At 43.0% G+C, this 25,863-nt stretch carries 25 protein-coding genes and 1 riboswitch; of the genes, 9 read left to right on the top strand and 16 right to left on the bottom strand.

Annotated features, from left to right (window positions below):
- Positions 1 to 5: 5 nt before the first annotated feature.
- From C1A12_RS02755 to ribD, 3 genes are read right to left on the bottom strand one after another with little or no spacing between them, the layout of a single operon-like run.
- Positions 6 to 1,199 carry a bifunctional 3,4-dihydroxy-2-butanone-4-phosphate synthase/GTP cyclohydrolase II gene (locus tag C1A12_RS02755; protein WP_101842318.1) on the bottom strand — a complete coding sequence of 398 codons (1,194 nt, stop codon included), beginning with the start codon at positions 1,197 to 1,199 and terminating at the stop codon, positions 6 to 8.
- A gap of 15 nt (positions 1,200 to 1,214) precedes the next feature.
- Complete coding sequence (gene ribE / locus C1A12_RS02750) at positions 1,215 to 1,862, bottom strand: riboflavin synthase (RefSeq protein ID WP_101842317.1); 648 nt, start codon at positions 1,860 to 1,862, stop codon at positions 1,215 to 1,217.
- A 3-nt stretch (positions 1,863 to 1,865) separates the two neighbouring features.
- Positions 1,866 to 2,960, bottom strand: a complete 1,095-nt coding sequence (gene ribD / locus C1A12_RS02745; RefSeq protein WP_101842316.1) for a bifunctional diaminohydroxyphosphoribosylaminopyrimidine deaminase/5-amino-6-(5-phosphoribosylamino)uracil reductase RibD — start codon at positions 2,958 to 2,960, stop codon at positions 1,866 to 1,868.
- Positions 2,961 to 3,100: 140 nt separating this feature from the next.
- Positions 3,101 to 3,252, bottom strand: a riboswitch (FMN riboswitch).
- Between the two features lie 275 nt (positions 3,253 to 3,527).
- On the opposite strand from ribD, the gene C1A12_RS02740 reads away from it, so the two are divergent.
- Positions 3,528 to 3,713, top strand: a complete 186-nt coding sequence (locus tag C1A12_RS02740) for a hypothetical protein (RefSeq protein WP_145997027.1) — start codon at positions 3,528 to 3,530, stop codon at positions 3,711 to 3,713.
- Between the two features lie 66 nt (positions 3,714 to 3,779).
- Here the strand turns inward: C1A12_RS02740 and C1A12_RS02735 are convergent, their stop codons facing one another.
- Positions 3,780 to 4,355 carry an XRE family transcriptional regulator gene (locus C1A12_RS02735; RefSeq protein WP_101842314.1) on the bottom strand — a complete coding sequence of 192 codons (576 nt, stop codon included), beginning with the start codon at positions 4,353 to 4,355 and terminating at the stop codon, positions 3,780 to 3,782.
- Between the two features lie 97 nt (positions 4,356 to 4,452).
- Between C1A12_RS02735 and C1A12_RS02730 the strand changes: the two genes are divergently transcribed.
- Complete coding sequence (locus C1A12_RS02730) at positions 4,453 to 5,427, top strand: multidrug resistance efflux transporter family protein (protein WP_101842313.1); 975 nt, start codon at positions 4,453 to 4,455, stop codon at positions 5,425 to 5,427.
- Positions 5,428 to 5,465: 38 nt separating this feature from the next.
- Here the strand turns inward: C1A12_RS02730 and C1A12_RS02725 are convergent, their stop codons facing one another.
- Both C1A12_RS02725 and C1A12_RS02720 read right to left on the bottom strand, forming a co-directional pair.
- Positions 5,466 to 5,996, bottom strand: a complete 531-nt coding sequence (locus C1A12_RS02725; RefSeq protein ID WP_101842312.1) for a macro domain-containing protein — start codon at positions 5,994 to 5,996, stop codon at positions 5,466 to 5,468.
- A gap of 77 nt (positions 5,997 to 6,073) precedes the next feature.
- On the bottom strand, positions 6,074 to 7,330 hold the full coding sequence (locus C1A12_RS02720; protein ID WP_101842311.1) for a DNA polymerase IV: 1,257 nt from the start codon (positions 7,328 to 7,330) through the stop codon (positions 6,074 to 6,076).
- A gap of 258 nt (positions 7,331 to 7,588) precedes the next feature.
- Here C1A12_RS02720 and C1A12_RS02715 point away from each other — a divergent pair, with 258 nt between their 5' ends.
- From C1A12_RS02715 to C1A12_RS02705, 3 genes are read left to right on the top strand one after another with little or no spacing between them, the layout of a single operon-like run.
- Entirely contained in the window at positions 7,589 to 9,229 is a 1,641-nt protein-coding gene (locus C1A12_RS02715; protein WP_101843263.1) for a PTS transporter subunit IIBC, read from the top strand.
- A gap of 3 nt (positions 9,230 to 9,232) precedes the next feature.
- Positions 9,233 to 10,021, top strand: a complete 789-nt coding sequence (locus tag C1A12_RS02710) for an endonuclease/exonuclease/phosphatase family protein (RefSeq protein ID WP_101842310.1) — start codon at positions 9,233 to 9,235, stop codon at positions 10,019 to 10,021.
- Positions 10,022 to 10,044: 23 nt separating this feature from the next.
- Positions 10,045 to 11,697 carry an alpha-glucosidase gene (locus tag C1A12_RS02705; protein ID WP_101842309.1) on the top strand — a complete coding sequence of 551 codons (1,653 nt, stop codon included), beginning with the start codon at positions 10,045 to 10,047 and terminating at the stop codon, positions 11,695 to 11,697.
- Positions 11,698 to 12,107: 410 nt separating this feature from the next.
- Here C1A12_RS02705 and C1A12_RS02700 read toward each other — a convergent pair whose 3' ends face one another.
- The 4 genes from C1A12_RS02700 to pepT form a co-directional block, all read right to left on the bottom strand.
- Positions 12,108 to 12,554: an OsmC family protein gene (locus C1A12_RS02700; protein ID WP_101842308.1), complete on the bottom strand. Its 447-nt coding sequence runs from the start codon at positions 12,552 to 12,554 to the stop codon at positions 12,108 to 12,110.
- A gap of 64 nt (positions 12,555 to 12,618) precedes the next feature.
- Positions 12,619 to 12,819, bottom strand: coding sequence for an SE1561 family protein (locus tag C1A12_RS02695; protein ID WP_101842307.1), 201 nt, complete (start codon positions 12,817 to 12,819; stop codon positions 12,619 to 12,621).
- A 70-nt stretch (positions 12,820 to 12,889) separates the two neighbouring features.
- Positions 12,890 to 13,666: a TerC family protein gene (locus tag C1A12_RS02690; protein ID WP_101842306.1), complete on the bottom strand. Its 777-nt coding sequence runs from the start codon at positions 13,664 to 13,666 to the stop codon at positions 12,890 to 12,892.
- A gap of 284 nt (positions 13,667 to 13,950) precedes the next feature.
- Entirely contained in the window at positions 13,951 to 15,177 is a 1,227-nt protein-coding gene (pepT, locus tag C1A12_RS02685) for a peptidase T (RefSeq protein ID WP_101842305.1), read from the bottom strand.
- A 183-nt stretch (positions 15,178 to 15,360) separates the two neighbouring features.
- Between pepT and C1A12_RS02680 the strand changes: the two genes are divergently transcribed.
- Positions 15,361 to 16,431, top strand: a complete 1,071-nt coding sequence (locus C1A12_RS02680) for an AI-2E family transporter (RefSeq protein ID WP_101842304.1) — start codon at positions 15,361 to 15,363, stop codon at positions 16,429 to 16,431.
- A gap of 96 nt (positions 16,432 to 16,527) precedes the next feature.
- On the top strand, positions 16,528 to 17,715 hold the full coding sequence (locus C1A12_RS02675) for an MFS transporter (protein ID WP_235001513.1): 1,188 nt from the start codon (positions 16,528 to 16,530) through the stop codon (positions 17,713 to 17,715).
- A gap of 179 nt (positions 17,716 to 17,894) precedes the next feature.
- On the opposite strand, the gene C1A12_RS02670 is transcribed toward C1A12_RS02675, so the two are convergent.
- The 5 genes from C1A12_RS02670 to C1A12_RS02650 all read right to left on the bottom strand — a co-directional run bounded on the left by C1A12_RS02670 (position 17,895) and on the right by C1A12_RS02650 (position 21,974).
- Complete coding sequence (locus tag C1A12_RS02670; RefSeq protein WP_101843262.1) at positions 17,895 to 18,938, bottom strand: DctP family TRAP transporter solute-binding subunit; 1,044 nt, start codon at positions 18,936 to 18,938, stop codon at positions 17,895 to 17,897.
- Positions 18,939 to 19,003: 65 nt separating this feature from the next.
- Entirely contained in the window at positions 19,004 to 20,269 is a 1,266-nt protein-coding gene (locus C1A12_RS02665) for a TRAP transporter large permease (protein WP_101842302.1), read from the bottom strand.
- A gap of 46 nt (positions 20,270 to 20,315) precedes the next feature.
- Positions 20,316 to 20,873 carry a TRAP transporter small permease gene (locus tag C1A12_RS02660; RefSeq protein ID WP_101842301.1) on the bottom strand — a complete coding sequence of 186 codons (558 nt, stop codon included), beginning with the start codon at positions 20,871 to 20,873 and terminating at the stop codon, positions 20,316 to 20,318.
- Between the two features lie 257 nt (positions 20,874 to 21,130).
- The gene (locus C1A12_RS02655) at positions 21,131 to 21,571 is read right to left on the bottom strand and encodes a GNAT family N-acetyltransferase (protein WP_101842300.1); all 441 of its coding nucleotides are present in this window, start codon (positions 21,569 to 21,571) and stop codon (positions 21,131 to 21,133) included.
- Complete coding sequence (locus tag C1A12_RS02650) at positions 21,519 to 21,974, bottom strand: hypothetical protein (protein ID WP_101842299.1); 456 nt, start codon at positions 21,972 to 21,974, stop codon at positions 21,519 to 21,521. Before C1A12_RS02650 ends, C1A12_RS02655 begins: the two co-directional genes overlap by 53 nt.
- Positions 21,975 to 22,091: 117 nt before the next feature.
- On the opposite strand from C1A12_RS02650, the gene C1A12_RS21195 reads away from it, so the two are divergent.
- Complete coding sequence (locus tag C1A12_RS21195; protein ID WP_200816541.1) at positions 22,092 to 22,268, top strand: SE1832 family protein; 177 nt, start codon at positions 22,092 to 22,094, stop codon at positions 22,266 to 22,268.
- 69 nt (positions 22,269 to 22,337) lie between these two features.
- On the opposite strand, the gene C1A12_RS02645 is transcribed toward C1A12_RS21195, so the two are convergent.
- Positions 22,338 to 24,191, bottom strand: a complete 1,854-nt coding sequence (locus C1A12_RS02645) for a sodium:proton antiporter (protein ID WP_101842298.1) — start codon at positions 24,189 to 24,191, stop codon at positions 22,338 to 22,340.
- Positions 24,192 to 24,493: 302 nt separating this feature from the next.
- Here C1A12_RS02645 and brnQ point away from each other — a divergent pair, with 302 nt between their 5' ends.
- Complete coding sequence (brnQ, locus tag C1A12_RS02640) at positions 24,494 to 25,786, top strand: branched-chain amino acid transport system II carrier protein (protein WP_101842297.1); 1,293 nt, start codon at positions 24,494 to 24,496, stop codon at positions 25,784 to 25,786.
- The last annotated feature ends 77 nt before the right edge of the window (positions 25,787 to 25,863 follow it).

Here is a 25,863-nt window from a genome sequence, read left to right as displayed (position 1 = left end):
TCGCCCTAATAATGAAACAGGTGTCCCATTTTGGATTGCTTTGTTTTCAGGTAGAGTTCATTTTCTTTTCTTGATGGCATTTCAATCGGCACACGCTCTACGACTTCTAAACCGTAACCGCTCAATCCTGAAATTTTCTTCGGATTGTTTGTAAGCAGTTTGATTTCAGAAATTCCAAGCTCTCTTAAAATTTGAGCTCCGACTCCATAGTCTCTTAAGTCAGGTCCAAATCCTAATTTTTCATTTGCCTCTACTGTATCTAACCCTTCCTCCTGCAGCTTGTAGGCAAACATTTTATTCAGCAGTCCGATGCCGCGGCCTTCCTGGCGCATATAGAGCAGGACGCCGCTGCCGTTTTCAGCAATCTGCCTTAAGGCGTTGTGCAGCTGCGGACCGCAGTCACAGCGATATGAGCCGAACACATCCCCTGTCAGGCATTCAGAGTGCACGCGTACGAGCGTCGGCTCTCCCGGCTTAATATCACCTTTGATCAATGCGATATGATCTTTATTATCAATATCATTCGAATACGCTACTGCACGGAAATCACCGTATTCCGTCGGCAGCTGGATTTCGACTTCACGCTTTACGTGATCTTCATGTCGATGACGATATTGAATTAAATCGGCGATCGTAATCATAGGAATATCGTATTCATCTGCCAGCTTTCTTAAGTCTGGTACACGAGCCATTGTGCCGTCATCTTTGATAATTTCACAAATGACACCCGCCGGTTTGGCTCCAGCCAATACAGCGAGATCCACAGCAGCTTCCGTATGACCGGCGCGTCGCAAAACGCCTCCATCTTTCGCGACTAATGGAAAAATGTGACCTGGTTTTTGAAAGTCGCCAGCCACTGCATTCGGATTCAGCAGCTCACGAATCGTCAAAGCCCGCTCATCTGCAGAAATTCCTGTTGTCGTCGTTTTATGATCAATACTCACAGTAAAAGCAGTCTGATTAGGATCCGTATTGGTTCCCACCATTGGAATTAACTCAAGTTGCTGAGCCAACTCTCCGGTAACAGGGGTACAAACCAGCCCGCGACCGCGGGTAATCATAAAGTTAATCATCTCAGGACTAGCGTACTCCGCGAGTCCAATTAAGTCGCCTTCATTTTCACGGTCCTCATCATCACAAACAATTACCATTTTCCCTTGCTTTAAATGTTCTAACGCCTTTTCAATTGAATCGAACATACTGGCTGCTCCTTCCTAAGCAAATCCATTCTCACTTAAAAATTCCTTTGTCATTTGCGATTTTTCATTAGGTTTATCTTTCCCTAAAAAATGAGCGACATATTTACCAATCATATCGCACTCAATATTAACCCGGTCTCCTGATTCTTTATTTCCTAACACCGTGTGCTCCATCGTGTGGGGAATCAGTGAAATGGTAACCCGGTTGTCCTCGACTCCGAAAACCGTAAGACTAGTGCCGTCTACAGCAATGGACCCTTTATATACAAAATAATGAATAAGTTCATCTGGTAATTCGATTTCATAGTAGACAGCATTGGATTCCTGCGTTTTACTTACGATTTGTCCCGTACCATCAATATGACCGGATACGAGATGTCCGCCGAAACGGCCTCCTGCCGCCATAGCCCGTTCTAAATTCACCGGACTGCCCTGCTTCAGCTCATGGAGATTTGTCGCGCGGAACGTTTCCGGCATTACATCAAATTCGACACTCTGATCGGTATAACTCGTAACGGTTAAACATACGCCATTAATGGAAATACTGTCTCCTAAATTGACGTCGTTTAAGATATCCTTTGCTTTTATGCTGATTTCCATTGCTTCAGTTTTCGTTTTGATTCCTTTTATCGAACCAATTTCTTCAATAATACCTGTAAACATTGCTTATCCCTCCTTTTTCACGGAGATGATTTTTAAATCTTCCCCGATTCGTTCACTCGAAACAAACTCAAACCTGTCAACGTTCTTTAATTCACTGACACCTTTGCCGGCAACTGACGTCAGTGCTTCTTTACCACCTATTAGCTTCGGGGCCATATAGGTAATCACTTCATTGACAAGCCCGGCACGAACAAACGTATCGGCTACGGTGGCGCCGCCTTCTATGAGCAGGGAGGTTATTTTCTGTTCGCCGAGATATTGTAAAACCGCGGCCGGCTTTACTTCAGGGGTATCGAATGAAATAACGTGCACATGCGAGTGGCTCTCGAGGGCCGTTTTTTGGGTTTGGTCATGGTTGATTCCTGTAAAAATCCACGTAGGAGCAGCTGGATCCTGAATCAGCTGAGCAGATTCCGGAATACGAAGATGAGTATCCAGTACAACCCGTACCGGGTTCCTGCCTCCTCCATCAATTCGGGTAGTAAGCTTCGGATTATCCATCAGGACGGTGTTAATCCCTACTAAAATTGCTGCTGACTGATGACGGTAACGATGGCCGTCTTCCCGCGCTTCCCTCCCGGTAATCCACTGGCTTTCGCCTGTAGAGGTCGCAATTTTCCCATCCATACTGATCGCTGACTTCAGCCGGACGTAAGGACGTTCTGTTTGGATATAATGAAAAAAAGCTCTGTTCAGCTGATCGGCTTCCTCTTTAAGGACAGCAGTTGTCACCTCAACGCCTGCGGTCTCCATCATTTTAATCCCGCGTCCGCTCACTTTCGGATTGGGATCATGAGAAGCAATAACCGCCCGTTTAATTCCTGCGTCAATTACGGCCTGGGCGCATGGAGGAGTGCGTCCGAAATGGCTGCACGGTTCAAGCGTTACATAAATATCGGCTCCCTCTGCTTTCTCCCCAGCCATTCGTAAAGCGTGCACTTCCGCATGCGGCTCTCCTGCTTTCACATGGACTCCAAGCCCAACGACTTGATTATCTTTAACGACAACGGCAGCTACTGACGGGTTCGGCGTTGTCTGCCCTACCGTTCCTTTGGCCATTTCGATAGCCATTCTCATATACTGTTGATCTTGATCCATTTTGCTCACCCCAGTTCATACAAAAAACCCTGAAGAAGACACACTTCCCCAGGGTTGATTCCTACATTTTTTAAAAATGTACAAAGGTACGCCTAATAAAGGGTACAACTGCAGAATTTCTGCTGTACCACTGGCGTTCTCCATTCCTTCTCCCATCCAGACTTTAACTGTCGGCTTTGGACTATGCACCAAATCAGGGGGAAACGCATAGCTGCTGCTTCCCCGTCGCGGGCTCGGAACACAAAGGTTCATTACCGCCGGCTGGGATTTTCACCCGACCCCGAAGGACTAAATATTTAGTTGTATTACTATTAATATAATGGAAATGTCATAATATCGCAATCCATTTGACTTCCATCTGATTGAATTCCCCTGAACAAACCGTTGGGAACAAGGCTTAGTCAAAAAGCCGTCAACCACTTCTAAAAAATTCAAAAAACACTTCATCTTCCCTTAATGCTGTGTAGAGGGTAATTAGGGGGCTACATCAGGATGTTCCATATGTTGGTGATCATCTGTTTGTTTTTTGTTATTATGTTTGTTCTAATAATTACAGGAGGTGTAGAAATGACAAAAACGAGATTCTCAATCATTACATATACTGGTTTATTTATTATGCTTATCTTTGTATTCTTAAACTTGAATTCTCCTTCAAATGTCTACAGAATACCAGTGTACTTAGGGGCAATTATTGGAGCGACAGGTTTGGTCATAGAAGGTTTTGTCTATTACAAGCAAAAGAAGAGCCATTGAACTCCCGGGCTCCTATGCTAACTATATCTGCTTGCTCCTTTACAATAAGCTATGGTGATTTGCCTTCTAAACCTTCGTATACGTCATAACGAAATGTAGGACAGCTTCATCATTCGTCTCATTCACATAAGCATGAGGGCGGTCACCGTTAAATTTCAATGAATCGTATTCTCCCAGTCGATACTCTTCCTCCTCAATTCGGATCACAGCTTCCCCTTTCATCACTGTCACATATTCCTTTACACCCGCCTGATGAGCGCCAGGAGAATATTCGCTGTGCGGTTTAAGAAAAGCCCGATGAATTTCGAGAGAGCCAAAGTTTGCCGCATCAAACATCGGCTCCAGCGTGCATGCTTCATTTGCACTTACGACTTTATTTCCTTCATTTTTTCTTGAAACAGTGACACCTTCATCTTCATTAAGGAGCGAAGAAATCGGAATCTGCAGCCCGTTTGCTATTTTCCAAATCACAGTCAGCGATGGATTCGCTTCTCCCCGTTCAATGTTTCCAAGTGTCAGCTTGCTCACTGTTGTTACTTCCTCCAATTGTTTTAAACTAAAGCCTCGTTCCCTGCGGATGTTCCTTAATCTTTGACCAACCTGCCGGGTAATTTTTTCTGGACTATTTGATTCATCTTTCATTGATTTGAAATCTCCTTACCTATTCACTCTTCACTTTTGATATAATATATTAAACATTATGTATATTTTATTATACTAACAAGGAGGATTTATCCATATGAAGGAAATCATGATCGGAATTACAGCTTCCATGTTTTTTGCAGTAACGTTTATATTAAACCGTTCAATGGAGCTTGACGGAGGCAGCTGGTTATGGAGCTCTTCACTAAGATTCTTCTTCATGCTTCCTTTTCTCCTTCTCATTGTACTTGTAAGAGGAAACGGGAAACAAGTGCTTCAGGAAATGACCGGCAGACCTTTGCCATGGCTGGTGTGGGGCACGGTCGGTTTTGGATTATTTTACGCACCGCTTACGTATGCAGCTTCTTACGGTCCAGGGTGGCTTGTTGCCGGAACTTGGCAGATGACAATTGTGGCAGGAACCTTGCTGGCTCCTTTGTTTTTCGTAACCAATGGAGGGGAAAAAGCAAGAAATAAAATTGAGGTAAGAGCGCTTTGCATTTCTTTGTTTATTCTGCTCGGGGTAGTACTCATTCAACTTCCTCAGGCCGAGCAGTTAAACTTGGGTCAGATTGCGGCAGGTATCTTACCCGTAGTTCTCGCTGCCTTCGCTTACCCGTTAGGGAACCGCAAAATGATGGAGCATTGCGGCAGCCGGCTGGATACCTTCCAGCGGGTGCTCGGGATGACGATTACAAGTCTTCCTCTGTGGATTATTCTCAGTACCTATGGACTTTTGACTGTGGGCGCACCATCTTCAGAACAGCTCCTGCAAACATTTATTGTCGGCATCTGCTCCGGGGTAATTGCCACAACGTTGTTCTTTATCGCTACCGACCGCGTGCGGACCCACCAGGGAAAGCTGGCGGCAGTTGAAGCAACCCAGTCAACACAGGTTCTCTTTGTTATGCTCGGTGAAGTGGTGCTGCTCTCTTCTCCCCTGCCAGGCGGTTTAGCTGCGCTCGGCCTGTTCATTATTATTGCAGGAATGGTGCTGCACAGTTACTTTACGAAAAAACTAAGCACTCGGAAACAGCCAGCCGCTCCCATTTTAAAAGAAAAAGGATTATGATTATTTAAAGAAATATGGAAGCGGATAGCCATTGCCCGCTAGTATTCCGATTCTAAAAAACGCTCATAAGCGGTTAAATCCTGCTTACTGAACAAAACAAATCTGATATGGCTTACGGAACGTAATTCACCCAGCAACTCCCGGACAGCCGGCAGTGCTGTGCGAACGGCCTCTTCCAGCGGATACCCAAAAGCTCCTGTGGAAATCGAAGGAAAAGCGATACTCTTTACTTCTTTTTCCTCCGCTTTTCGCAACGCATTCACATAACAGTCACGGAGCAATTTCTCTTCCGGACGGTCGATTCCGTGGACAGGACCAAGACAATGAATTACATAATGGTTAGGCAGATTAAAGGCGTTCGTAATCACAGCTTCCCCAGGCGATATAGGAGAAAAAGGGGCCCCCGCATCCGCAAGCTCCGGCCCAGCTGCTTTATGCAGAGCCCCTGCTACTCCTCCTCCCGGCAGTAATTCAGCGTTAGCTGCATTCACTACAGCTTCTATATCTGTTTGAGAGGCAATATCTCCTTGTACCGCTTCCACGAGAATTCCGTCAATTTCCTTTTTCACGATAATCCTCCTCTATAATCGTTGATTACAGAGGTTTTTCCCCAAGTTGGTTTTATTTAATCCGTAAAAGACAGCGGTTAAGCGAAATGACCGCCGATTTTCTTGCTGCGTTCCGGTGTAATTCCGGCTTTTGTAAAGCTGCTTGCCCGTAAGATTGCTGTTGAGCCGTACTTATCCCTGATTTCATCCATGACATTACCGATATCCTTTTTCTTCGGACGATCGTCAAATAATGTAAGCTGCGTAGCGATGTCGTCATCGAGATTCGTCAGCGTTACACTTGTCCGGCGGATTTTACTTTCTCCGTCATAGAAGGTACGGTACAGCCGCATGCATAAATGGAACACATCCATCGTCACGTTGGTCGGCAGATCCATTGACATGGAGCGGCTGAACCCGCCTCCCGTTTCACTGGAGTAGGCAACAGACAGGTGAACCGTGCGTCCCGCCTGTTTATCCCTTCGTGCACGCCGGCACGCTTCCTCGCACAAATCAAGGATAACAGTTGGAAGTTCTTCTCCTGTATAATCCCGCAGCAGGGTTACGCCATGACCATATCCTTTTTGCTCCGATTTCGTAAAATCTCCGATCACAGGACTTAAGTCAATTCCCCAGGCGTGCTGATGCAGCTGCTCACCCATAATACCGTAATGTTTTTTCAAATATTTGACCGGGTGCTTCGCCAGCTGACCCAGCGTCACAATCCCCATACGGTTTAAGTTCCTCATCATCCGTCTTCCAATGCCCCAGATGTCTTCAATCGGGGTCGGCCACAGCATTTGTTCCACATCTTCATATCTGCACTCAGCTATTCCGTCGTCAGCTTTTTTCGAATGAATGTCCATAACGACTTTAGCTAAAAATTTGTTATCACCGATTCCTATTACACATTCAATGCCAAACTGATCGCGAATGTTGTCCTGAATCATGCGGGCGATGTCATGAGGTGAACCGTACAGCTTTTCTAACCCATCAATCGTTACCCACAATTCATCTACAGAATAGACATGCACGGCTTCAGGAGGGACATAATTCATTATCATTTTTGTGATTTCTACTGATACCTCAAGGTAATCACCCATATGTGCCTGCGCGATGACAAGCTGCGGATCATCCGGCAACTCAAAAAAGCGGCTGACATTGCTGATCCCATGTTTTTTCTTTAAGGCCGGCGAAGCCGCTAGTACAATACTTCCGCTTCGGCTCGGGTCCCCCACTACAGCAAGCAGCGCAGTGCTCGGGTCAAGTCCGCGCCTCGTGCATTCCACACTCGCGTAAAAAGACCGCATGTCAATGCACAGCACATCATGCCTCGGATAATTTGAGTAATCCATATTCATCACTCCATATAACGAACATTTGTTCTTATTATAACCAGAACCTTTCTTTTTGAACAGTGGCGATTTTATCCAACCAGCAAACTTCTGCGCGATAAAATTTTCAGAAATCTATTGCCATCTCTTATGAAATCGTTTAATATATGAATCAGCGAAAACGTTTGCACAAACAAACGCTTTTCTTATTGCTTTTATGGAAACGATTCCAATCTATATACTGTAAAGGAGAGTAAAATTATGTCTAAATTAAAGCAGTTGCCGATTTTTTCTTTTGATTTCTGGCAGAAGTTTGGAAAAGCATTAATGGTCGTGGTTGCAGTTATGCCTGCCGCAGGTATTATGATCTCTTTAGGTAAAGCTCTTGATATGATTGTAATCGATATGGCTTTTATGCAAGCGATTGCGCGAATCATGGAGGACATTGGCTGGGCAATCATTAACAATTTACATATTTTGTTCGCTGTCGCTATTGGAGGTTCCTGGGCAAAAGAACGAGCCGGCGGAGCATTCGCTGCCCTTCTTGCCTTTATTTTTATAAACCGGATTACGGGAGCAATTTTCGGAGTCAGTTCGGAAATGCTGTCTGAAGAAAGTCCAACGGTTCAATCTTTTATTGGAACGGAAATGGTGGTCGGTGACTATTTTATTGATGTGCTTGGTGCTCCTGCTCTTAATATGGGAGTGTTTGTTGGTATTATCTCGGGTTTCCTCGGCGCAAGCTTATTTAATAAATACCACGCCTTCAATAAACTGCCTGAAGCTCTCGGCTTCTTCAACGGTAAACGATTCGTGCCTTTTGCCGTTATGACCGGATCAGTTGTTGTGTCGCTGCTGCTTGCTTTAGTTTGGCCGCCGATCCAGACAGGCTTAAATAACTTCGGTGAATGGATTGCGACGTCCCGAAATACAGCACCTGTCCTTGCCCCGTTTATTTTCGGAGCAGTAGAGCGATTAATGCTCCCGTTTGGTCTGCACCATATGCTGACGGTTCCGATTAACTATACAGAACTTGGCGGTACGTATATTATTCAGACAGGGCAGAATGCAGGTGAAGCAGTAGCTGGACAGGATCCTTTGTGGCTTGCCTGGGCTACGGATATGTATAACTTAATGGCTCAAAATGATATGAGTGGTTATCAGCAGCTTGAAGAAGATGTGACACCTGCGCGTTTTAAAGCCGGCCAGGTGATCCTTTCTACTGCTTCTCTCATTGGTATTGCACTTGCCATGTATTTAAACGTTGATAAAGATAAAAAGCATAAATACAAGTCGGTTTTCCTTTCTGCTGGTTTAGCTGTATTTTTAACAGGGGTAACAGAGCCTATTGAATTCATGTTTATGTTTGCCGCTCCCCTGCTTTATGTAGCCTACGCTATTACAACAGGTTTAGCTTTTGCCATCGTGGATATAATCGACCTTCGTGTGCATGCTTTTGGGATTATTGAGCTGCTGACGCGAACTCCGTTAATGATCAATGCAGGAATCGGACGTGACTTGATCAACTTCGCCGTGACGTGTCTCGCATTCTTCGCATTAAACTTCGGAATGGCTCACTTAATGATTAAGAAGCTGAAGCTGCCTACACCAGGGCGAAAAGGAAACTACATCGAGGACGCAGTTCCTGCTGAAGGCGGGGCAGATCTGCTTGAGGATGAAAGCTCTCAGGCAAACAAAGTCATTGCGATGCTCGGCGGTCGTGACAACATCGAGGAAGTCGACGCGTGTATGACTCGTCTACGTGTCACCGTAAATAATCTTGATCTTGTAGCTGATGAAGCAGAATGGAAGCGTGACGGCGCGATGGGGCTCGTCGTTAAAGACCACGGCGTTCAAGCGATTTATGGTCCAAAGGCGGACGTCTTAAAATCAGATATTCAAACGAAGTTAGGAGCGTAAACCATGAAGATGTTAACGATCAACGTCCATGCTTGGCAGGAAGACGATCAACGTCAAAAAATCAAAAAGCTGGCTGAAGTTATTCATGCCAAACGTTATGACGCGGTTGCGCTGCAGGAAGTGAGTCAGCATATGGACAGTCCCTTCGCTTACAATACTATCCGGACTGATAACTATGGTCTTCTTTTAATTCAGGACCTGCATGCTCTGGGCAGTATAGACTACGAATTCCACTGGGACATCTCCCATTTGGGTTTCGAAGTGTATGAAGAGGGTATTGCTTTATTAACACGACATCCTGTGAAAGAAGTGGAAACATTTTATATTACCTCCTCGGAGTCGGTCGATTTCTGGAAATCGAGAAAGATCGTCGGTGCTGCCATTTCCTTAAATGGCTCTCCGCTTTTCCTTTACTCCTGCCACCTTGGATGGTGGGGAGATGAGGAAGAGCCCTATGATGAACAGATTGACCGCTTAATGAACCGGATAAACACCCCAAGCGTTCTATTAGGCGACTTCAATGCAGCCGATCACATCCTTGATGAAGGGTACAATTATATACTCAGCAAAGGATTTACCGATACGCACCAAAAAGCGGAGAAAAAATCCGGCAATCGTACAATAAAAGGGAAAATTGCAGGCTGGGAAGACAACCAGGAAGATTTAAAAATTGACCACATATTTACAAATGATCAGGTGAACGTGCTTTCTTCCTCTGTTATATTTGACGGAGAGAATGAACCGGTCATATCCGACCACTTTGGTTTAGAAGTGGAATTTGAACGAAAGTAACTTATAAAAGCGAGGTTATCACAGTGGAAAAAGTTTGGTGGAAAGAAGCTGTAGGATATCAGATATATCCGCAAAGCTTTCAGGATTCAAACGGAGACGGAATTGGAGATATTCAAGGAATGATTGAACGGCTCGACTACTTAAAAGAGCTGGGTATTGATTTTATTTGGATCTGCCCGATGTATAAATCGCCTAAGGACGATAATGGCTACGACATCTCAGACTACCAGGATATTTTAGATGAATTTGGCACTCTTGCAGACTTTGACCAGCTTCTTAATGAAGTCCATCAACGCGACATGAAGTTGATTATCGATCTTGTCCTAAATCATACGAGCGATGAGCACCCATGGTTTATAGAGTCACGGTCATCGCTCGATAACCCGAAACGAGACTGGTACATTTGGCGTGACAGCAAGGACGGCAGAGAACCGAATAACTGGGAAAGTATATTTGAAGGCTCAGCATGGGAATACGATGAGAAAACCGATCAGTACTATCTTCATATTTTCTCTAAGAAACAGCCGGATTTAAACTGGGAAAATGAAGAAGTACGCCAGGCTTTATATGATACGGTAAACTGGTGGCTCGACAAAGGAATTGACGGCTTCCGCATTGATGCGATCAGTCACATTAAAAAACGGAAAGACCTGCCTGATTTACCCAACCCAGATAACAAGCCTTATGTTTCCTCCTTTGATATGCATATGAACCAGGAAGGGATTCACAATTTTCTTCAGGAATTCAAAGATGAAACATACGGAGAGCGGGATGCCCTGACGGTAGGAGAAGCAAATGGCGTTAGTGCAGAACAGGCTGACCAGTGGGTCGGTGAAAACGGAAAGATGGATATGATTTTCCAATTCGAACACCTGGATTTATGGGATCAGGATGCTGAGCAGCCATTGGACGTTGTCGCTTTAAAAACGACCCTTACCCGCTGGCAGAAGACTCTTGAAGGTGACGGTTGGAATGCCCTGTTTCTAGAGAACCATGATAAAGCGCGTATTGTCTCCACGTGGGGCGATGACGAGGAATATTGGTATGAAAGTGCAACCGCCATGGCTGCGATGTACTTCTTAATGCAGGGCACCCCCTTTATTTATCAAGGGCAGGAAATAGGGATGACGAACAATCCATTTACTTCAATTGAAGAGTATGACGATGTGCAGGCCAAAAACTTTTACACTACTAAAAAATCCGAAGGCTGGTCTGTTGATGAGATTATGAACGTATTGGAAGCCACTTCTCGAGACCACAGCCGGACACCCATGCAGTGGAGTGATGAAGAACAGGCTGGCTTTACGACGGGTGAACCTTGGCTGAAAGTAAATCCTAACTATAAAGAGATTAATGTTGCCCGTCAGCTTAAAGAAAAAGACTCCATCCTCTCTTTTTATAAGCAATTAATCGGTCTGAAGAAAACCTATGAATTATTTACGTACGGCACGTATAATCTGCTCCTGCCAGAGGATACACAGATTTACGCTTATACACGCACGTACGAAGGGCAAACTGCACTTATCATTAGCAATCTTACATCCGAAAAAGCGGCGTTTGAAAGTGACTTCACCCTGCACGAAGATTATCTGCTTCTTTCTAACCGAAAAGTTTCGGAGCACGATACGACCACGATTGAGCTTGAACCATTTGAAGCTCGCGTCTATTTATTTTAACCCACGTCTAATGCGTGGGTTTCACTTTGTGAACTCAAAAAGATGGGTTCCAACTCGCTCCGTGGGCGTACACTGAGCCTCCTCAGGCTTCGCCTTCTGGGGTCTCACTTGTCCGCATCTCCTACAGGAGTCTCACCGTTTCCAAAATCCTTTTACGGAATGATTATTGTATCTAAACTTTAAATTAATGAGCACCGTACTTGTAGAATGCAGGAATGAAATTTGACAGAGACGTCACAACCAACGTGTTTTTAGGAGAAAACGATAGGAATCCAAAAAAGACCCAAACAATTCATTCGAATTTGATCAGGTCTTTCTTTATTTAGCAATCAACGTCTAGTATTAATTTTTAAATAAGCATTAACTATTTGTCTTTTCAAATGACCATTATCGTTTTGTCCCGCTTCCTTTTATTGAATACCGGTCTCTGCCTGCAGTTCAAGCTCAACATTTCCAGCGATTGCTTTAGAAATCATGCAGCTGCTTTCTGCCTGTTCTACAAGCTGTTCCAAACGTTTCAGGTGTTTTTGTTCTGCATCCTTCGTCAAGAATACTTTTGGCTTGTGAATTATTTTTTTATACGTAAAAATCCCATTCGTTACATCAACAATCCCTTCAGAATCCATCTCCATATGGGCCAAAGGAAGACGGGCACGTTCAATCATTGCTGCTAAACTAATGATGTAACAGGTAGCAGCGGCTCCCAGCAGCATTTCATCCGGATTGGTGCCAATATGAGGTCCATCCATTTCTTTTGGGATCGAAATCTTCGTTTTTAACTGGTCAGCTTCAATATATCCAACTTCATTCCGGCCGCCGGGCCAGTCAGCTTTTAAATGAAAATGGTGTAAAGCCATTGTGGTAATCACTCCTTCTGTTCTCATTGTAAACGATAGGAAGAAGTCGTAAAAACGATGCAGCCTACCGCTCTCTTTCTGTCTCCCAATCCTTCTTAAAGCGATTCATCTTTAACTGTAATTGCTCAACCATCTCCAGAACGCGCTGGTAATCTTCAAAGCTTATCTCCTGTTCGTCCATCGAGTCGACTACCTGGTTCAGCATCCTTATTCTGTTTTTAACATACGTAAACTGGTCTTTACGGTTATTCGCAGCCTTCCCCATAATGCTCCCTCCTAACTCATAACTATAACAAATTCGACAAAAAGACTGCAGGATTCACACCTGCAGTCCATTAAGCTTCTTCTTTTTTCTTTTTACCTGATAAGAACCAGCCTGCTACAGCTATACCGACTAATATGGTATAGAACGAAACCTTCCATATCGTCGAGTGAGCAAAATGCTCATCAAGCACTTGAATATTCGGATGAGCTAATGTGGAAACAACAAGTTTCACCCCTACCCATCCAACAATTACAAATGCAGCAATCTCTAAACCAGGGCGTGAATGAAGCAGGTTAACAAAAACGTTGGCTGCGAAACGCATGATGATAATACCAATCATTCCCCCTGCTAATATAACAGCGAATTGTCCCCCATCAAGACTTCCTACTGGAGGAAGCGGCGTAGCAGGAAGGGCTACAGCAAGAGCAACTGCTGCTAGAATCGAATCCACAGCGAACGCCAGGTCTGCAAGTTCTACCTTCAAAACGGTCATCCAGAAGCCTGAACCTTTTCCTTTCTCTTCCACATGTTCCGCAGGTTCATCTTCAATTAAATTCTTCGTCCTCCACTTATCGTATAGATGTTTACCGGAGATAAAGAGTAAGTATGCCGCACCCAAAGCTTGCACCTGCCATACGTCAACCAGAAAAGAAATGACAAAAAGTGAAGCAAATCGAAGCACAAATGCGCCTAATAATCCATAGAATAATGCTTTCTTCCTCTGGTCTTCCGGCAGGTGTTTAACCATTATGGCTAACACTAGTGCATTATCGGCTGCCAGAATCCCCTCTAAACCAACAAGTACGATTAGAACCCATCCGTACTCGATTAATAATTGAGCATCCATTCAGGTTTCTCTCCTTTTCCCATAAAAAATGATCCCTGCCCTGAAGGCAAAGATCATAAAAAAACAGACCTTTACCCTAGGTGGGTAAAGGTCTCGCTAACAACGTCCGTTGCCAATAAAGCCGGGGAAATTCCCGTAATGACGACTTTATTGTCCAGCTACTCCCCTTTAGGAATTGCTATATTCTACTTATATCATAGCATGGGATCGCGATTTGTCAATTATTATTTCAACCTTTCCCATCCTTCATTATGCGGTTTTTCCATTCGAACTATTCATCCATTTTATTGATTTTCGGCATGAATCCGGGCGGTTTCCACGATTACTTGAACAGCCTTCACCATGTTATTTAAGGAAATGTATTCATACTTCCCATGAAAGTTCTCTCCGCCGGTAAATAGATTTGGAGTCGGCAGACCCATATAAGAAAGCTGTGATCCGTCTGTTCCTCCCCGAATCGGATGAATAACAGGTTGAATGTTTAAGTTTTCCATTGCTCGACGGGCGGTATCAACAATTTCTTTGACAGGTTCAATTTTGTCACGCATATTATAATATTGATCTTCTATTTCTAATTCAATCCGACCTCCGCCATAGCAACCTTTCAGCTGTTCCGTAATTTTCCGCAAAAATGCTTTCTTTTCTTCAAATTTTTCACGATCGTGATCTCTAATTAAGTAAAGCAGTTTTGCTTTCTCTACATCTCCCTGGAAAGAGAGGAGGTGATAAAACCCTTCATATCCTTCGGTAAATTCAGGAGCTTCTTGACAGGGAAGCTGGTCAATGAACTCCATTGCCATTTTTGAGGCATGGATCATTTTCCCTTTGGCTGTGCCTGGATGTACGCTATTTCCGTAAAAAATAACCCTGGCACCGGCCGCGTTAAAGCTCTCATATTGCAGTTCCCCCAGAGGGCCGCCGTCGACAGTATACGCAAAATCGGCACCAAATCGTTGCACATCGAACTTATGAGGACCTCGCCCTATTTCCTCATCTGGAGTAAAGGCAACTCGGATTTTTCCGTGCTCGATTTCAGGATGATTAATCAGATATTCCATAGCTGTGATAATTTCCGTGATACCAGCCTTATTATCTGCCCCAAGAAGAGTCGTTCCATCTGTAGTGATCAGGGTATGTCCTTTGTACGCTGTAAGCTCTTTAAAATCCTGAGGTGATAACACAACATTGTCGTTTAACTGAAGATCTCCTCCGTCATAATTCTTATGTACAAGCGGGGTGACTCCCTTTCCTGTGAAATCTGTAGCTGTATCGATGTGAGCTAATAATCCCATCACTGGAACCGATTTTTCTGTATTGGAAGGGAGCGTGGCCATCACGTAACAGTGCTCGTCGATCGTCACTTCTTTCATCCCTATTTCTTTTAACTCTTCTACAAGCTGGTGTGCCAGATCCCATTGGTTCTCTGTTGACGGTGTAGATGTGCTTTCCATATTGGATTGTGTATCTACCTGGACATAGCTTTTAAATCTTCTAAGGATATCGTTTTCCATAATCCCCCTCCTCTTTTCTTCCATTATAACTTGAATTAGTAATATTTTACTCAAATCCTGCTCCTCTGACCCACGGACCGTTTACTTGTAGTATACTGAAATTACGATTTGCAATCATTGCATACAACCGTTCAAAATAGGGAAAGAGCTGCTTACAATCTATTGTTATAAAGGTGTGATCTTATGTTCCATAAACGTTGGTTTCAAGTGTTAATCTCAGGAATTCTAATATCTTTGTTAATATTTCTGTTACATGAAATTCAGTTCTTTTTTGAACCTTTTCTTACATACGCCGGTGCAATTGCATTCCCTTTAATCGGAGGAGCAATTTTATTTTATATCTCCCGACCTGTGATGCATTTCCTTGAGTATTATAAGATCCCCCGCATACTGGCGATTATCATTGTATTTCTCTTATTTATTCTGTTAGGATTTATCATCGTTCAGTTTATTGCTCCGATTGCCCAGCAGCAATTCACGCGACTCGTTGATAACATACCGCGGATGAGTGATATGATCGCTGAGACGATTACGTACTGGCAGCAGAATCAGGATATCATTCCAGATCAATTTAATGACTCCTTAAACAGCGTAGTCGAGACATTGCAAAACTCTTTAGATGCTGCTCCTGGTATTATTATTGACGTCATTAGTCAATTTGTCGGCTTTGTGTTTGCTTTAGTTCTGATTCCTTTCTTCTTGTTCTTTATGTTAAAAGATGGAGATAAGCTTGTGCCGTTTTTAACTCAATTTATGAACAATAAAGTAGCCTCAAGTTTTAAAAGACTGACTAAATCACTTGATCATACGTTAAATTCTTTTATCATCGGTCAGCTGACTGTCAGTGTATTTGTCGGGCTCATCCTGCTTGTCGGTTATTTAATCATCGGCTTAAATTACTCTTTAACGCTGGCCCTGTTCGCCATGCTGATGAACGTCATTCCTTTTGTCGGACCGTTTCTAGCCGTTGTGCCAGCTATTTTAGTTGCATTATTTCAGGAGCCGATTATGGCTGTCTACGTAGCTATAATCATGATTGTTGCCCAGCAATTAGAAGGTAACCTTGTTTCTCCAAATGTAATGGGAAAAGCTTTAAACATTCATCCCCTTACTATAATTACAGTTATTTTAGCTGCTGGAAGCCTGGCCGGGTTCCTGGGTTTACTTTTTGCCATACCGGCTTATGCCGTTATAAAAACAATTATTAGTCACTTATATCACGAGTGGCTGGAGCATAAAGCTGCAAGTGAATAAAAAATCCACATCCATCTTGCGGTACCAAAGCAACAATCCGGTGCCAGGTACCTGATGTACCTGGTGCCTTTTGCTTCAGAAAGTGAGGTTCATCTTATGAGCTCCTCTTCCAAGCAATTATGGACATGGCCGTTTATTTTTCTAGTAGCAGCTAATTTATTTACCTTTATGAGCTTTCAAATGCTGCTTCCAAACCTTCCTCCTTATATTGAGTCTATAGGCGGCAGTAAGCTCGAAATCGGACTGGTTACCACGATGTTCTCAGTTGCCGCGATTCTTATCCGGCCGTTTATCGGGTATTTATTAATGACTTCGACGCGAAAAATCCTTGTCCTTATAGGAGCCGTTTCCCTGCTGGCTATGACACTGCTCTATCCGATTACTCAAATTGTCGTCTTCGTGCTTGTAATTCGATTTGCACATGGCATTGCCTGGGGATGGTCCACCACCGCCAACGGAACGGCTGCGGTTGATCTCGTTCCGCGCAAACGAGTAGGAGAAGGGATGGGTTACTTTGGTCTATCCATCACCATCGGAATGATCATGGCGCCTAGTTTCGGCATTTACCTTTTCCAAAATTATTCGTTCGATCTGCTCATATGGATTTCTGCCGGATTGGGAATCATCGCTATTGGTCTATTTGCTTTAACGAGTTTTATCACTCCTGCAAGTGTTTATGAAAATAGACAAACAAAGCCCCGTTTTTCATTTTTCGGTTCCCTTTTAGAAAAGAAAAGCGGTTATCCTGCGCTGGTGACGTTTTTAACAACGTTTGGTTATGGATCGATCGTAACCTATATCGTGATTTTCGGAGTGGAGCAAGGACTTGATGGCGTGTTTTTGTTTTATTTCTTTAACGCTTTACTCGCCACGGTTTCCCGTCCAATTACAGGTAAATATTTTGATAAAAACGGTCCCTGGAAACTGATTATAATTTGTTCAGCGATCTCTTTTGCAGCTATGTGGGTATTGGCTTTAGCTGATTCAAATGTTGACCTGATGATAGCTGGTGCTCTATTTGGGGCTGGTTACGGTTCGATGATGCCCGCGTTTCAAGCTTGGGTTATTTCTAAAACAACTGTAGCTCGAAGTGGTATTGCGAACGGTATGTTCTATTCCTCGATTGATTTAGGCATCGGACTAAGCGCCTTAGTCCTCGGATTTATATACATTTACGTAGAAACGGCAGATTTGTTTAAAATCTCAAGCTTTCTATTCATTCTCGTCATTCTGCTGACCTGGCTTGATTATCGAAAACAGACAGAACCTTGGCAGGGAACATAAGAAACCATAGAACGGAGACAGTCCTCCAGTGATGCAGGGCTGTCTCCGTTCTATCGTTAAGGAAGGCGGGTTCCCCACTCTAATTCGTGCAGGCAAGTAGCTTTCAAGTCTTCAAAAAACAAAAAACAGACTGCCGGGAAAGTCGACAGCCTGAGTACGTATTTCTTTTAAAAATTAGTCTATTCTCCACCCAATTCTTCAATTTCCTGCTCTAGTTTGTCCAGAATCTCCCCGTCTACAGTTGAAACTTCTTCTCTGTAAAAATCACGGACAGGTTCGGCTTTTTCACGGAATGCATCGCGCTGCTCTTCATCAAGTTCAATAATTGTTGTTTCATTTTCATTATCATTTTCAATGGTTTCCAGCCATTCCTCGTTTTGAGCTTCCTGTTCGTCAAATGCCCACTCCTGCATTTCCTGAGTCGTTTCGTCCAGCATTTCCTGCATATCTTCAGGAAGTTCATTATACCAGTCTGTGTTTACAGTGGTCATAGCTACGTAGTTATTGTGATTAGAAATGGTCATGTAATCCTGTACTTCGTGGAAGGAAGCGTCACCAATAAAGAAGATCGGGTTCTCCTGGCCATCCACTGTCCCACGGTCAAGTGACGTATAAAGTTCAGACCAGCTCATTGGTGTAGGATCGGCACCGTAAGCTTCATAGGATTCCAGAATAAGTGGTGAATCCTGCGTACGCATTTTAAATCCTTCGAAATCCGCTGGTTCTGAGATTTCACTGCTGCTTGTCCACTGCATTGCCCCCTCCGTCCAATAGGACAGTGGCGTAATGCTGTGTTCTTCATATTTTTCCACCAAGTCTGTGTTTAGCGCTTCACTTTCATTTAAAATATTTTGAGTGGCTTCTACACTGTCAGGGAAAAGGAAGTGCAGGGCAAAGATTTGTCCTTCATTTACCATATTCCCCGTAAAGCCAGGAGACATAACAGCCATTTCAACTGTTCCGCTTTCTAATTGTTCAACCTGGTCCGTCTCACTTCCTAGACCGCCAAACTCATAAACTTCAATGTTGACCTGGCCATCTGATTTTTCGTCCATACGATCTGCGAATTCCTGAGCATACTCGTATTGAACCTGACCTTCAACTTCTTCTGTTACGAATTTCCAGTTATAGCTTTCTTCCCCGCCGTCGTCACCGCTGCCTTCCTGCTGACCACAGGCAGCCAAGGTTAAACTAAGTGCTGTTGCTGCGACTAAACCTAACATTTTCTTTTTGTTTAAAATGTTAATGACCTCCCAATAGTTTTTTATATATTCTTTCACCCTTACCCCTATAGGAGCATAAGGGAAAGTTCTTCGAAATAGATTAATAAAACTGAAATAATTACCATCATAATAATGTAAGGCGGTGTGCCTTTAATAACTTCAAGGTAGGGTTTATTAAAGACGGCACTAGCCGTAAATATATCGACCCCAAACGGAGGAGTTGCAGAACCAAGTGCAGCCTGGAACGTAATAACAACACCGAGATGAACAGGATCTACTCCCGCCTGCATGGCTGCAGGGTAAAAAATAGGTGTTAGAACCAGAATAACTACGATTGGGTCTACGAACATACAGCCGATAAAAAAGAAAATGGTTACCATGATAAGTACATATAAAGCAGTCGGATTCGGCCCCAATACCGTATCTGTAATCATCTGTGGGACTCGGGCAAATGAAATTACCCAGGTGAATGCTTGCCCCCCTGCCACAAGTACAAAAACTGCTGAAGTTACTAGTCCAGTAGACTTCGCAATTTCCGGAAGCTGCTTAATATGGACGGACCTGAAAATAATAACCTCTAATATAAACGCGTAGAGTACGGACATTCCCGCAGCCTCAGTAGGGCTGAATAATCCTGTATAAATCCCGCCAATGATGATCACAGGAAATCCTAATGGCAATAGAGCTTTTCTAGTGAACTTTAATCGTTCACTCCAGGTGGCTTTATCAGCTAATGGGATATCAGCTACTTTTGCGTAAATAATGCTGTAAACAGCAAAGCTTAAAAATACGATAATCCCCGGAATAATGCCGGCTATAAATAGATCCCCTACCGACGTACCGGACACCAGCCCGTACATAATCATTCCAATACTCGGCGGAACGAGTAAAGCTACATCACTGGAGTTAATAATTAAGGCCATTGCCGTAGAGTCTTTATAGCCGATTTTAAGTAATCTTTCACGCATTGGCTTACCAATCGCTACTACAGTTGCTTGTGTGGATCCGGATATTGCTCCAAACAGTGTACACGTAGCTGCTGTCGTTACTGCATATCCTCCACGTATATGTCCGATAAAAGATCCTATGAAATCCAGCAAGCGTCTGGATGTCTTTCCCGATGTCATAATATCAGCTGCAAATATAAATAACGGGACAGCTAACAAGACATAGGCTTCAATACCTGTTGAAAATTGCTTCATTAAAATCATGGGGTCCATCGTTGGGAAGTATAAGAAAACTACGATGATAGGTGCGACCATAAGCGGAATCATCATCGGAAAATTCAATAACAGCAGGACCACCATGATCGTCAGTAAGGTTGCGACCATATCGTTATCCTTTCTACGAATGTTTTAGTATTTGCTTAATCCTCTTCTATAGATGGGCTGCTTCGTCGATTTCAGTCTTATCCTGGTCATTGTAATCTTTTGCGTCTGTTCCTAAGTAAACGTGTTCACGCCGTACAATATTAATGATCATATTTCTTAGGAATTGAATTCCTCCCAGGAAGAATCCTAACGGGATCGCAATGTAAATAATATAAGCCGGCATTTGTAAAGCTGAGGTCACTGTTCCGGAATCACGAACATTCATCACATACAAATATGAATAATAAGCTAATACAAAAAGCACAACAGCAACTAAGAAAGGGATGACTGTGGAAACGACCTTCCGCACTTTAAACGGAGCCAGGTCATAGAAGGCTGACATGCTGATGTGCCGACCTTTTCTTGCAGCATAGCTGATTCCCATAAACGTAGCCACGATTACTGCAATTTGGCTTATTTCATTAGCAAACGAAAGGGAGTAACTAAAGATAGCTCGGCTTAACGCATTCCCCACCACCATGAGGGCAATAATGATGACGGCATATCCGAGAATGAATTCTTCAATTTTAAGGACGACTTTGTCTAATATCCTGAAAAACTTCAAATGTGTTTGTCCTCCTCTAGTGAGCATTTTGTATGAATTTTAGCTCAGTTACTATAAATCATATCGAACATGTATCGAACGCACAAATTCAAATATACAGTATAAATTGTATTTACTATTTAAATTGAAGGATGAATAGAATTTTCCCTGCTATTTCTTACCTAAAGATCCTCATATCTTACAAAAGATTCGAAATACTCGATATTCGCTAAAATATTTTCCATTAATTGTGAAAATCGTCCTAAGAAAGCGGTTGATCATTCCATTAAATGGTAAACAAGTGATTCGCCTGCCTTTTTAAACCCAATCTTTTGGTAGATAGAATTAGAAGAAGGGTTCGCTAAATCCGTGTAGAGTGCACAAAACCGGTTTCCTTCGTCAAGTAATTGTTTACTTAATAAACTCACCGCTTCCGTGGCATATCCCTGCCTTCTATAGGGAGCAGGTGTAAAGACGCCATTTACTGCAGCTCCATTTGGGGTATTTCTGGCTCTGCTTACCATCGATACATTTTCCCCATCTACTATGTAAATGAAAGTTCTTTCTGAACGAATAAGATTCTTCACAGTCCGGGCGATTTCATTACCCCCGTGCACTTCATTTGTTTCTTTATAGAATTGCTTAAACCATTCATGCAGCCAGCCTTCATCTGGCTTCCTGGCTGTGCGCAGCTTCCCTCTTACATTTTTGTAGTTCATTCACTTTCTTTAACTCATATACCCCCTGCCTCATGTGCAGCTCTGCTAAACCCCTGTTTTTCTCTCTATATGCTTGTACAAAAGCCTCTGCTGCAGAAGCCTCTCCTATAACTCCAGGTACTTTGAAGGAATGCTCAGCTAAATATTCAACTAATGTTTTAACTGGCTGCTTATGATCCACATCAACGGAGGGCAATATCCAATAGTGGGGAGGAGTACGCATGATAGAATAAATACACTCCCCCTCATGATGAATAGTCAGCATATAAAGTTCATCTGCATTCATCTGTTTCTGATTATGTAATATTCCAAGCGGCAGGTTGTTTTCTGCTTCCCTTTCTAACAGAAGTGTTTCTGTTGTTTTTAAAAAATCTTTAACCGAATGATGCTGCTTAACCTCCACCTTATTCCCCCTTCACCTGTAAGTAATATACATAGTCTACCAAAAATAATCAGAATTTTCACTCCATTGTATATAAAAATTACATCGTCTACAATATTAATCAAGGAGTGATCGTTTATGACAAAAAAAGAAATCCAAGATGAAATAGCTGCACTAAAAGCAGATTACATTCGGATCCAAAGTGATTTAGAAAAACTTGATGCAGCTGGTGGAAATGTAGAAAATGCCGAGAAACAGCTGGCTCGTATGGAAGATGAATTAAAAGAATTGAAAAAGCAGCTTGCTGAAGCCTGAACAGCACAATAATTTAGATATTATTAAAAAAGCAAGCCATCCTTTTACGGATGGCTTGCAAGCATTATTTTAATTCTTATCGTTTCCTAACCGCTGCCTCTCTAGTTTTTCCTGAATCTTTACATGTTCCTTGCTTGGAGGGGTTAAAGCAACGACAATGTCTCCATTTTCTACTTTAATGTCATTCTTGTGACTGAAGAACTCTACTTTATTGGTTGGTTTCTTCACAAATATAAGCATCGCATCGTCATCTTTTTTATCCAGATAATCCTTATACGTATATCGATTGGTTATCGTCGTTTTTCTAAACACATAACCACTCTCTACCCGTTTGTTTAATTCTTCCCACGTAGCTTGCTCTCCTATGAAAATCCTACCCCCAATGGTGTGTACCAGATCTTCCAGCTTATCTCCCTCGTTCTTATCCAGGCTGAGCTGGAATAAGTTATTACGCCCAAACTCCGGTACAAACGTAGTACACACGAGAGCATTATAGGAATCGTACTCGGTAGCCGCAATCATATACTCATAAGGTGTCATTTCCAAATGATAGTCTGTTTGTTCAGAAAGAATTTCCCCATGATATGTTTTCAACCCTTTTGAACGAGCATCAAATAACCTCTCCCAGGAGGAATCGCTGATTAGGACAGGAATTTTCACATCTTCAAGAGCTTTCCCAAGTCCTGTTGTAAATGCACTGCCGCCTGCAATTAAGACTCCTGGAGGTCCTTCCATCGAAAGCCCAAGCTTTCTTGAAAGCCATCCTATGGAGAAACCATGTGCCACTACTGTCGTAAACACAAGGGCAAATGTTAATGATAATAAAATGGAAGCATCATCAAAACCGGAGTCTAATAAAGCACTTGCAAAATAACTGGCTACAGTTAAAGCTACAATGCCACGGGGAGCAATCCAGCTGACGAGAAGCTTTTCCCCGTTTGTGAGATCTGTCCCCCAGGTCGAGATTATAATCGAGAGCGGACGTACAACAAAGAGCATCAATAGGACAAACCCGATAATTTCAATGTTAAAGATTTCTATTAAAGTTTCACGATTGAGTGAAGCTGTAAGCATAACGAAGATTGTAGAAATCAGTAGAAGGGAAATGTTCTCTTTAAAGTGCCTCATATCCGATATAGAAGAGATGTGCATATTCGCCATCGTCATCCCCATCGCTGTTACAGATAGTAAACCTGTTTCATGAGTAATCTCATCAGCAATCGTAAAGCAGGCGATTACGGCTGCAAATACCATAGGAGATTTAAGAAACTCAGGAACATATCCTGTTTCAAACATCCACCCGACACCTTTCCCAAGGCCATATCCTAGAATTACGGCAAAAATGGAAGCAAGAAAGAAGGTCATTAGAGCAGATGGTGTACCATTATTCCCTATTAGAAATTCAATGATTTCAAAAGCAAATACAGCTAATAGCGCCCCGATAGGATCAATGATAATCCCTTCCCATTTAAGGATTTTTGCCGGCCGCGGTTTCAGCTTGGCCTGCCTTAACAACGGAAGGATAACCGTAGGTCCTGTTACAATAAATAATCCGCCTATTACAAAAGCAACAGCCCAGGATAAATCTGCTACATAGTGAGCAGCCAAAGCCCCCAGGATCCAGCTTATAAATGCCCCTACCGTAACAATTCTAAATACAGGACGACCTAACCCCCGTACTTCTTTAAAATCTAAATTCAAACTGCCCTCGAATAAGATAACGGCTACAGCTAAAGATATAATCGGGCTGTATAGTTCACCAAAATCCTGCTCGGGATCAATCCAGCCAAAAATCGGTCCAACGAGCAGTCCTGCAATCGACATGATCACAATTGCCGGAAGACGGAACCTCCAGGCAATCCATTGAGCACCTACTCCCAGCAATCCGATAAGCATCAGTTGAAACAGTAATGAATCGAACATAGCATAACTCCTTCACTTCCATTATATATCGAACGATGAATTCATACTGAACCATTGTAAATTCACTTTCTCCATATGTAAATTAAACTGTGCTAATTTTTACGTTTTAATAATAAAACTTTTCCATAAAGTACTATCTCTTTTACAGTACTTTTTAAAAAATTACGTTGACATAATTTTTTGACATTGATACGATTACGCTTGTGACTAATTTGACAATTCACTTATCCAAAAGTTCCTCGCCTCCGACTGAGGAGCTTTTTTTACGTATGAAGTCCATTACAACCTTGAGGAGAATGAGTATGCAAAGAAAAGACACAATATTCATAGGTTTCATGCTATTTGCTTTATTTTTTGGTGCCGGGAATCTAATCTATCCCGTATCTCTTGGCATGGAAGCAGGTACCTCCTACTGGCCTGCGATTATCGGTTTCGTTATCACAGGTGTAGGGCTTCCTATCATAACAGTCGCAGCAATATCTCTGGTGCAAAACGGTGCCGTCGAATTATCAGGAAGGGTACATCCATTATTTGGCCTGCTGTTTACGTCAGTTGTTTATTTAGCTATTGGTCCTTTCTTCGGTATTCCGCGAGCAGCAAACGTCGGGTTTGAAACTGGAATAGCGCCGTGGATTGGAGGAGTAAATCCTACAGGGCTCCTTATCTTTACTCTCATCTTTTTCGCTTTAGTATTTGTGATGAGCTTAAATCCATCGAAGTTAGTCGACCGGGTGGGACAAATGCTTACTCCTGCTCTGTTACTCGCTATCTTCGGTCTCGTCATTGGTAGTTTCTTCTTATTGACGGGAGATATACAGCCTGCTCAGGAAAAATATAGTTCACAGCCCTTCTCTACAGGTTTCATTGAAGGTTACCTGACAATGGACGCAATTGCATCATTAGCTTTTGGAATCATCGTTATTACTTCTTTTCGCGACCGTGGAGTAACGAACGAAAGAGAGATTACACTCCGGACAATTCAAGCAGGAACGGTAACTGCCATTGGATTAACGGCGGTTTATGTATCGATTGGATGGATCGGTGTAAAAATGGCGACAGAAGGCGAATTCGCTAATGGAAGTGCCGTATTAGCTGGCGCTGCCGACTTGATGTACGGCAGTCTTGGAACACTGCTGCTTGGACTCATCGTTCTGCTCGCCTGCTTTACAACATGCGTAGGATTAACGGTAGCCTGCGGTCAGTTTTTCTCCGAACGGTTTAACGTTGTTTCCTATAAAAGTGTAATATCCATTATAACCATTGGCAGTCTATGTGTATCTAACCTGGGCTTAAACGAAATTATTGCTTATTCAGTCCCTGTGCTCGTATTCTTATATCCTATTGCTATTGTCTTAGTGGCGTTGACGTTCATTGGAAAATCATTCAGTCACTCGCCCTATGTTTATAGAGGAGCGGTCCTGCTGACAGCCTTAGTCAGTTTGTATGATGGTCTCGTTGAATTCGGCTTTTCTATGAATTTTATGGAACCGATTATTGTGTCGCTTCCCTTTTATGAATACAGCCTCAGCTGGATTGTCCCTGCGATTGCCGGAGGAGCCATCGGCTGGATGTTGACCTTTTTCAAAAGGTCCTAAATCGAAGCGTAACTTTTTGGTCATATTATAAAAGAAGGGGGCTCTTTAGCAGCACCCCTTCTTTTTTATAGGCCTTG

It is taken from the genome of Halobacillus sp. Marseille-P3879, assembly GCF_900240285.1.
Lineage (GTDB): Bacteria > Bacillota > Bacilli > Bacillales > Halobacillaceae > Halobacillus_A.
Note: the sequence above shows the minus strand (reverse complement) of the source record. Positions and strands in the feature narration are given on the sequence as shown.

What these genes read in the sequence shown, in the direction of transcription:
- C1A12_RS02710 (WP_101842310.1), top strand. Translation starts at nt 9,233, where the DNA reads ATGAAGATGTTAACGATCAACGTCCATGCTTGGCAGGAAGACGATCAA.
- pepT (WP_101842305.1), bottom strand. Translation starts at nt 15,177, where the DNA reads ATGGAAAACGATATCCTTAGAAGATTTAAAAGCTATGTCCAGGTAGAT.
- C1A12_RS02665 (WP_101842302.1), bottom strand. Translation starts at nt 20,269, where the DNA reads ATGGTCGCAACCTTACTGACGATCATGGTGGTCCTGCTGTTATTGAAT.
- ribD (WP_101842316.1), bottom strand. Translation starts at nt 2,960, where the DNA reads ATGGATCAAGATCAACAGTATATGAGAATGGCTATCGAAATGGCCAAA.
- C1A12_RS21195 (WP_200816541.1), top strand. Translation starts at nt 22,092, where the DNA reads ATGACAAAAAAAGAAATCCAAGATGAAATAGCTGCACTAAAAGCAGAT.
- C1A12_RS02655 (WP_101842300.1), bottom strand. Translation starts at nt 21,571, where the DNA reads ATGAACTACAAAAATGTAAGAGGGAAGCTGCGCACAGCCAGGAAGCCA.
- C1A12_RS02645 (WP_101842298.1), bottom strand. Translation starts at nt 24,191, where the DNA reads ATGTTCGATTCATTACTGTTTCAACTGATGCTTATCGGATTGCTGGGA.
- C1A12_RS02700 (WP_101842308.1), bottom strand. Translation starts at nt 12,554, where the DNA reads ATGGCTTTACACCATTTTCATTTAAAAGCTGACTGGCCCGGCGGCCGG.
- C1A12_RS02735 (WP_101842314.1), bottom strand. Translation starts at nt 4,355, where the DNA reads ATGAAAGATGAATCAAATAGTCCAGAAAAAATTACCCGGCAGGTTGGT.
- C1A12_RS02720 (WP_101842311.1), bottom strand. Translation starts at nt 7,330, where the DNA reads ATGGATTACTCAAATTATCCGAGGCATGATGTGCTGTGCATTGACATG.
- C1A12_RS02695 (WP_101842307.1), bottom strand. Translation starts at nt 12,819, where the DNA reads ATGGGGAAGGCTGCGAATAACCGTAAAGACCAGTTTACGTATGTTAAA.
- C1A12_RS02680 (WP_101842304.1), top strand. Translation starts at nt 15,361, where the DNA reads ATGTTCCATAAACGTTGGTTTCAAGTGTTAATCTCAGGAATTCTAATA.
- C1A12_RS02675 (WP_235001513.1), top strand. Translation starts at nt 16,528, where the DNA reads ATGAGCTCCTCTTCCAAGCAATTATGGACATGGCCGTTTATTTTTCTA.
- ribE (WP_101842317.1), bottom strand. Translation starts at nt 1,862, where the DNA reads ATGTTTACAGGTATTATTGAAGAAATTGGTTCGATAAAAGGAATCAAA.
- C1A12_RS02670 (WP_101843262.1), bottom strand. Translation starts at nt 18,938, where the DNA reads ATGTTAGGTTTAGTCGCAGCAACAGCACTTAGTTTAACCTTGGCTGCC.
- C1A12_RS02740 (WP_145997027.1), top strand. Translation starts at nt 3,528, where the DNA reads ATGACAAAAACGAGATTCTCAATCATTACATATACTGGTTTATTTATT.
- C1A12_RS02690 (WP_101842306.1), bottom strand. Translation starts at nt 13,666, where the DNA reads ATGGATGCTCAATTATTAATCGAGTACGGATGGGTTCTAATCGTACTT.
- C1A12_RS02755 (WP_101842318.1), bottom strand. Translation starts at nt 1,199, where the DNA reads ATGTTCGATTCAATTGAAAAGGCGTTAGAACATTTAAAGCAAGGGAAA.
- brnQ (WP_101842297.1), top strand. Translation starts at nt 24,494, where the DNA reads ATGCAAAGAAAAGACACAATATTCATAGGTTTCATGCTATTTGCTTTA.
- C1A12_RS02730 (WP_101842313.1), top strand. Translation starts at nt 4,453, where the DNA reads ATGAAGGAAATCATGATCGGAATTACAGCTTCCATGTTTTTTGCAGTA.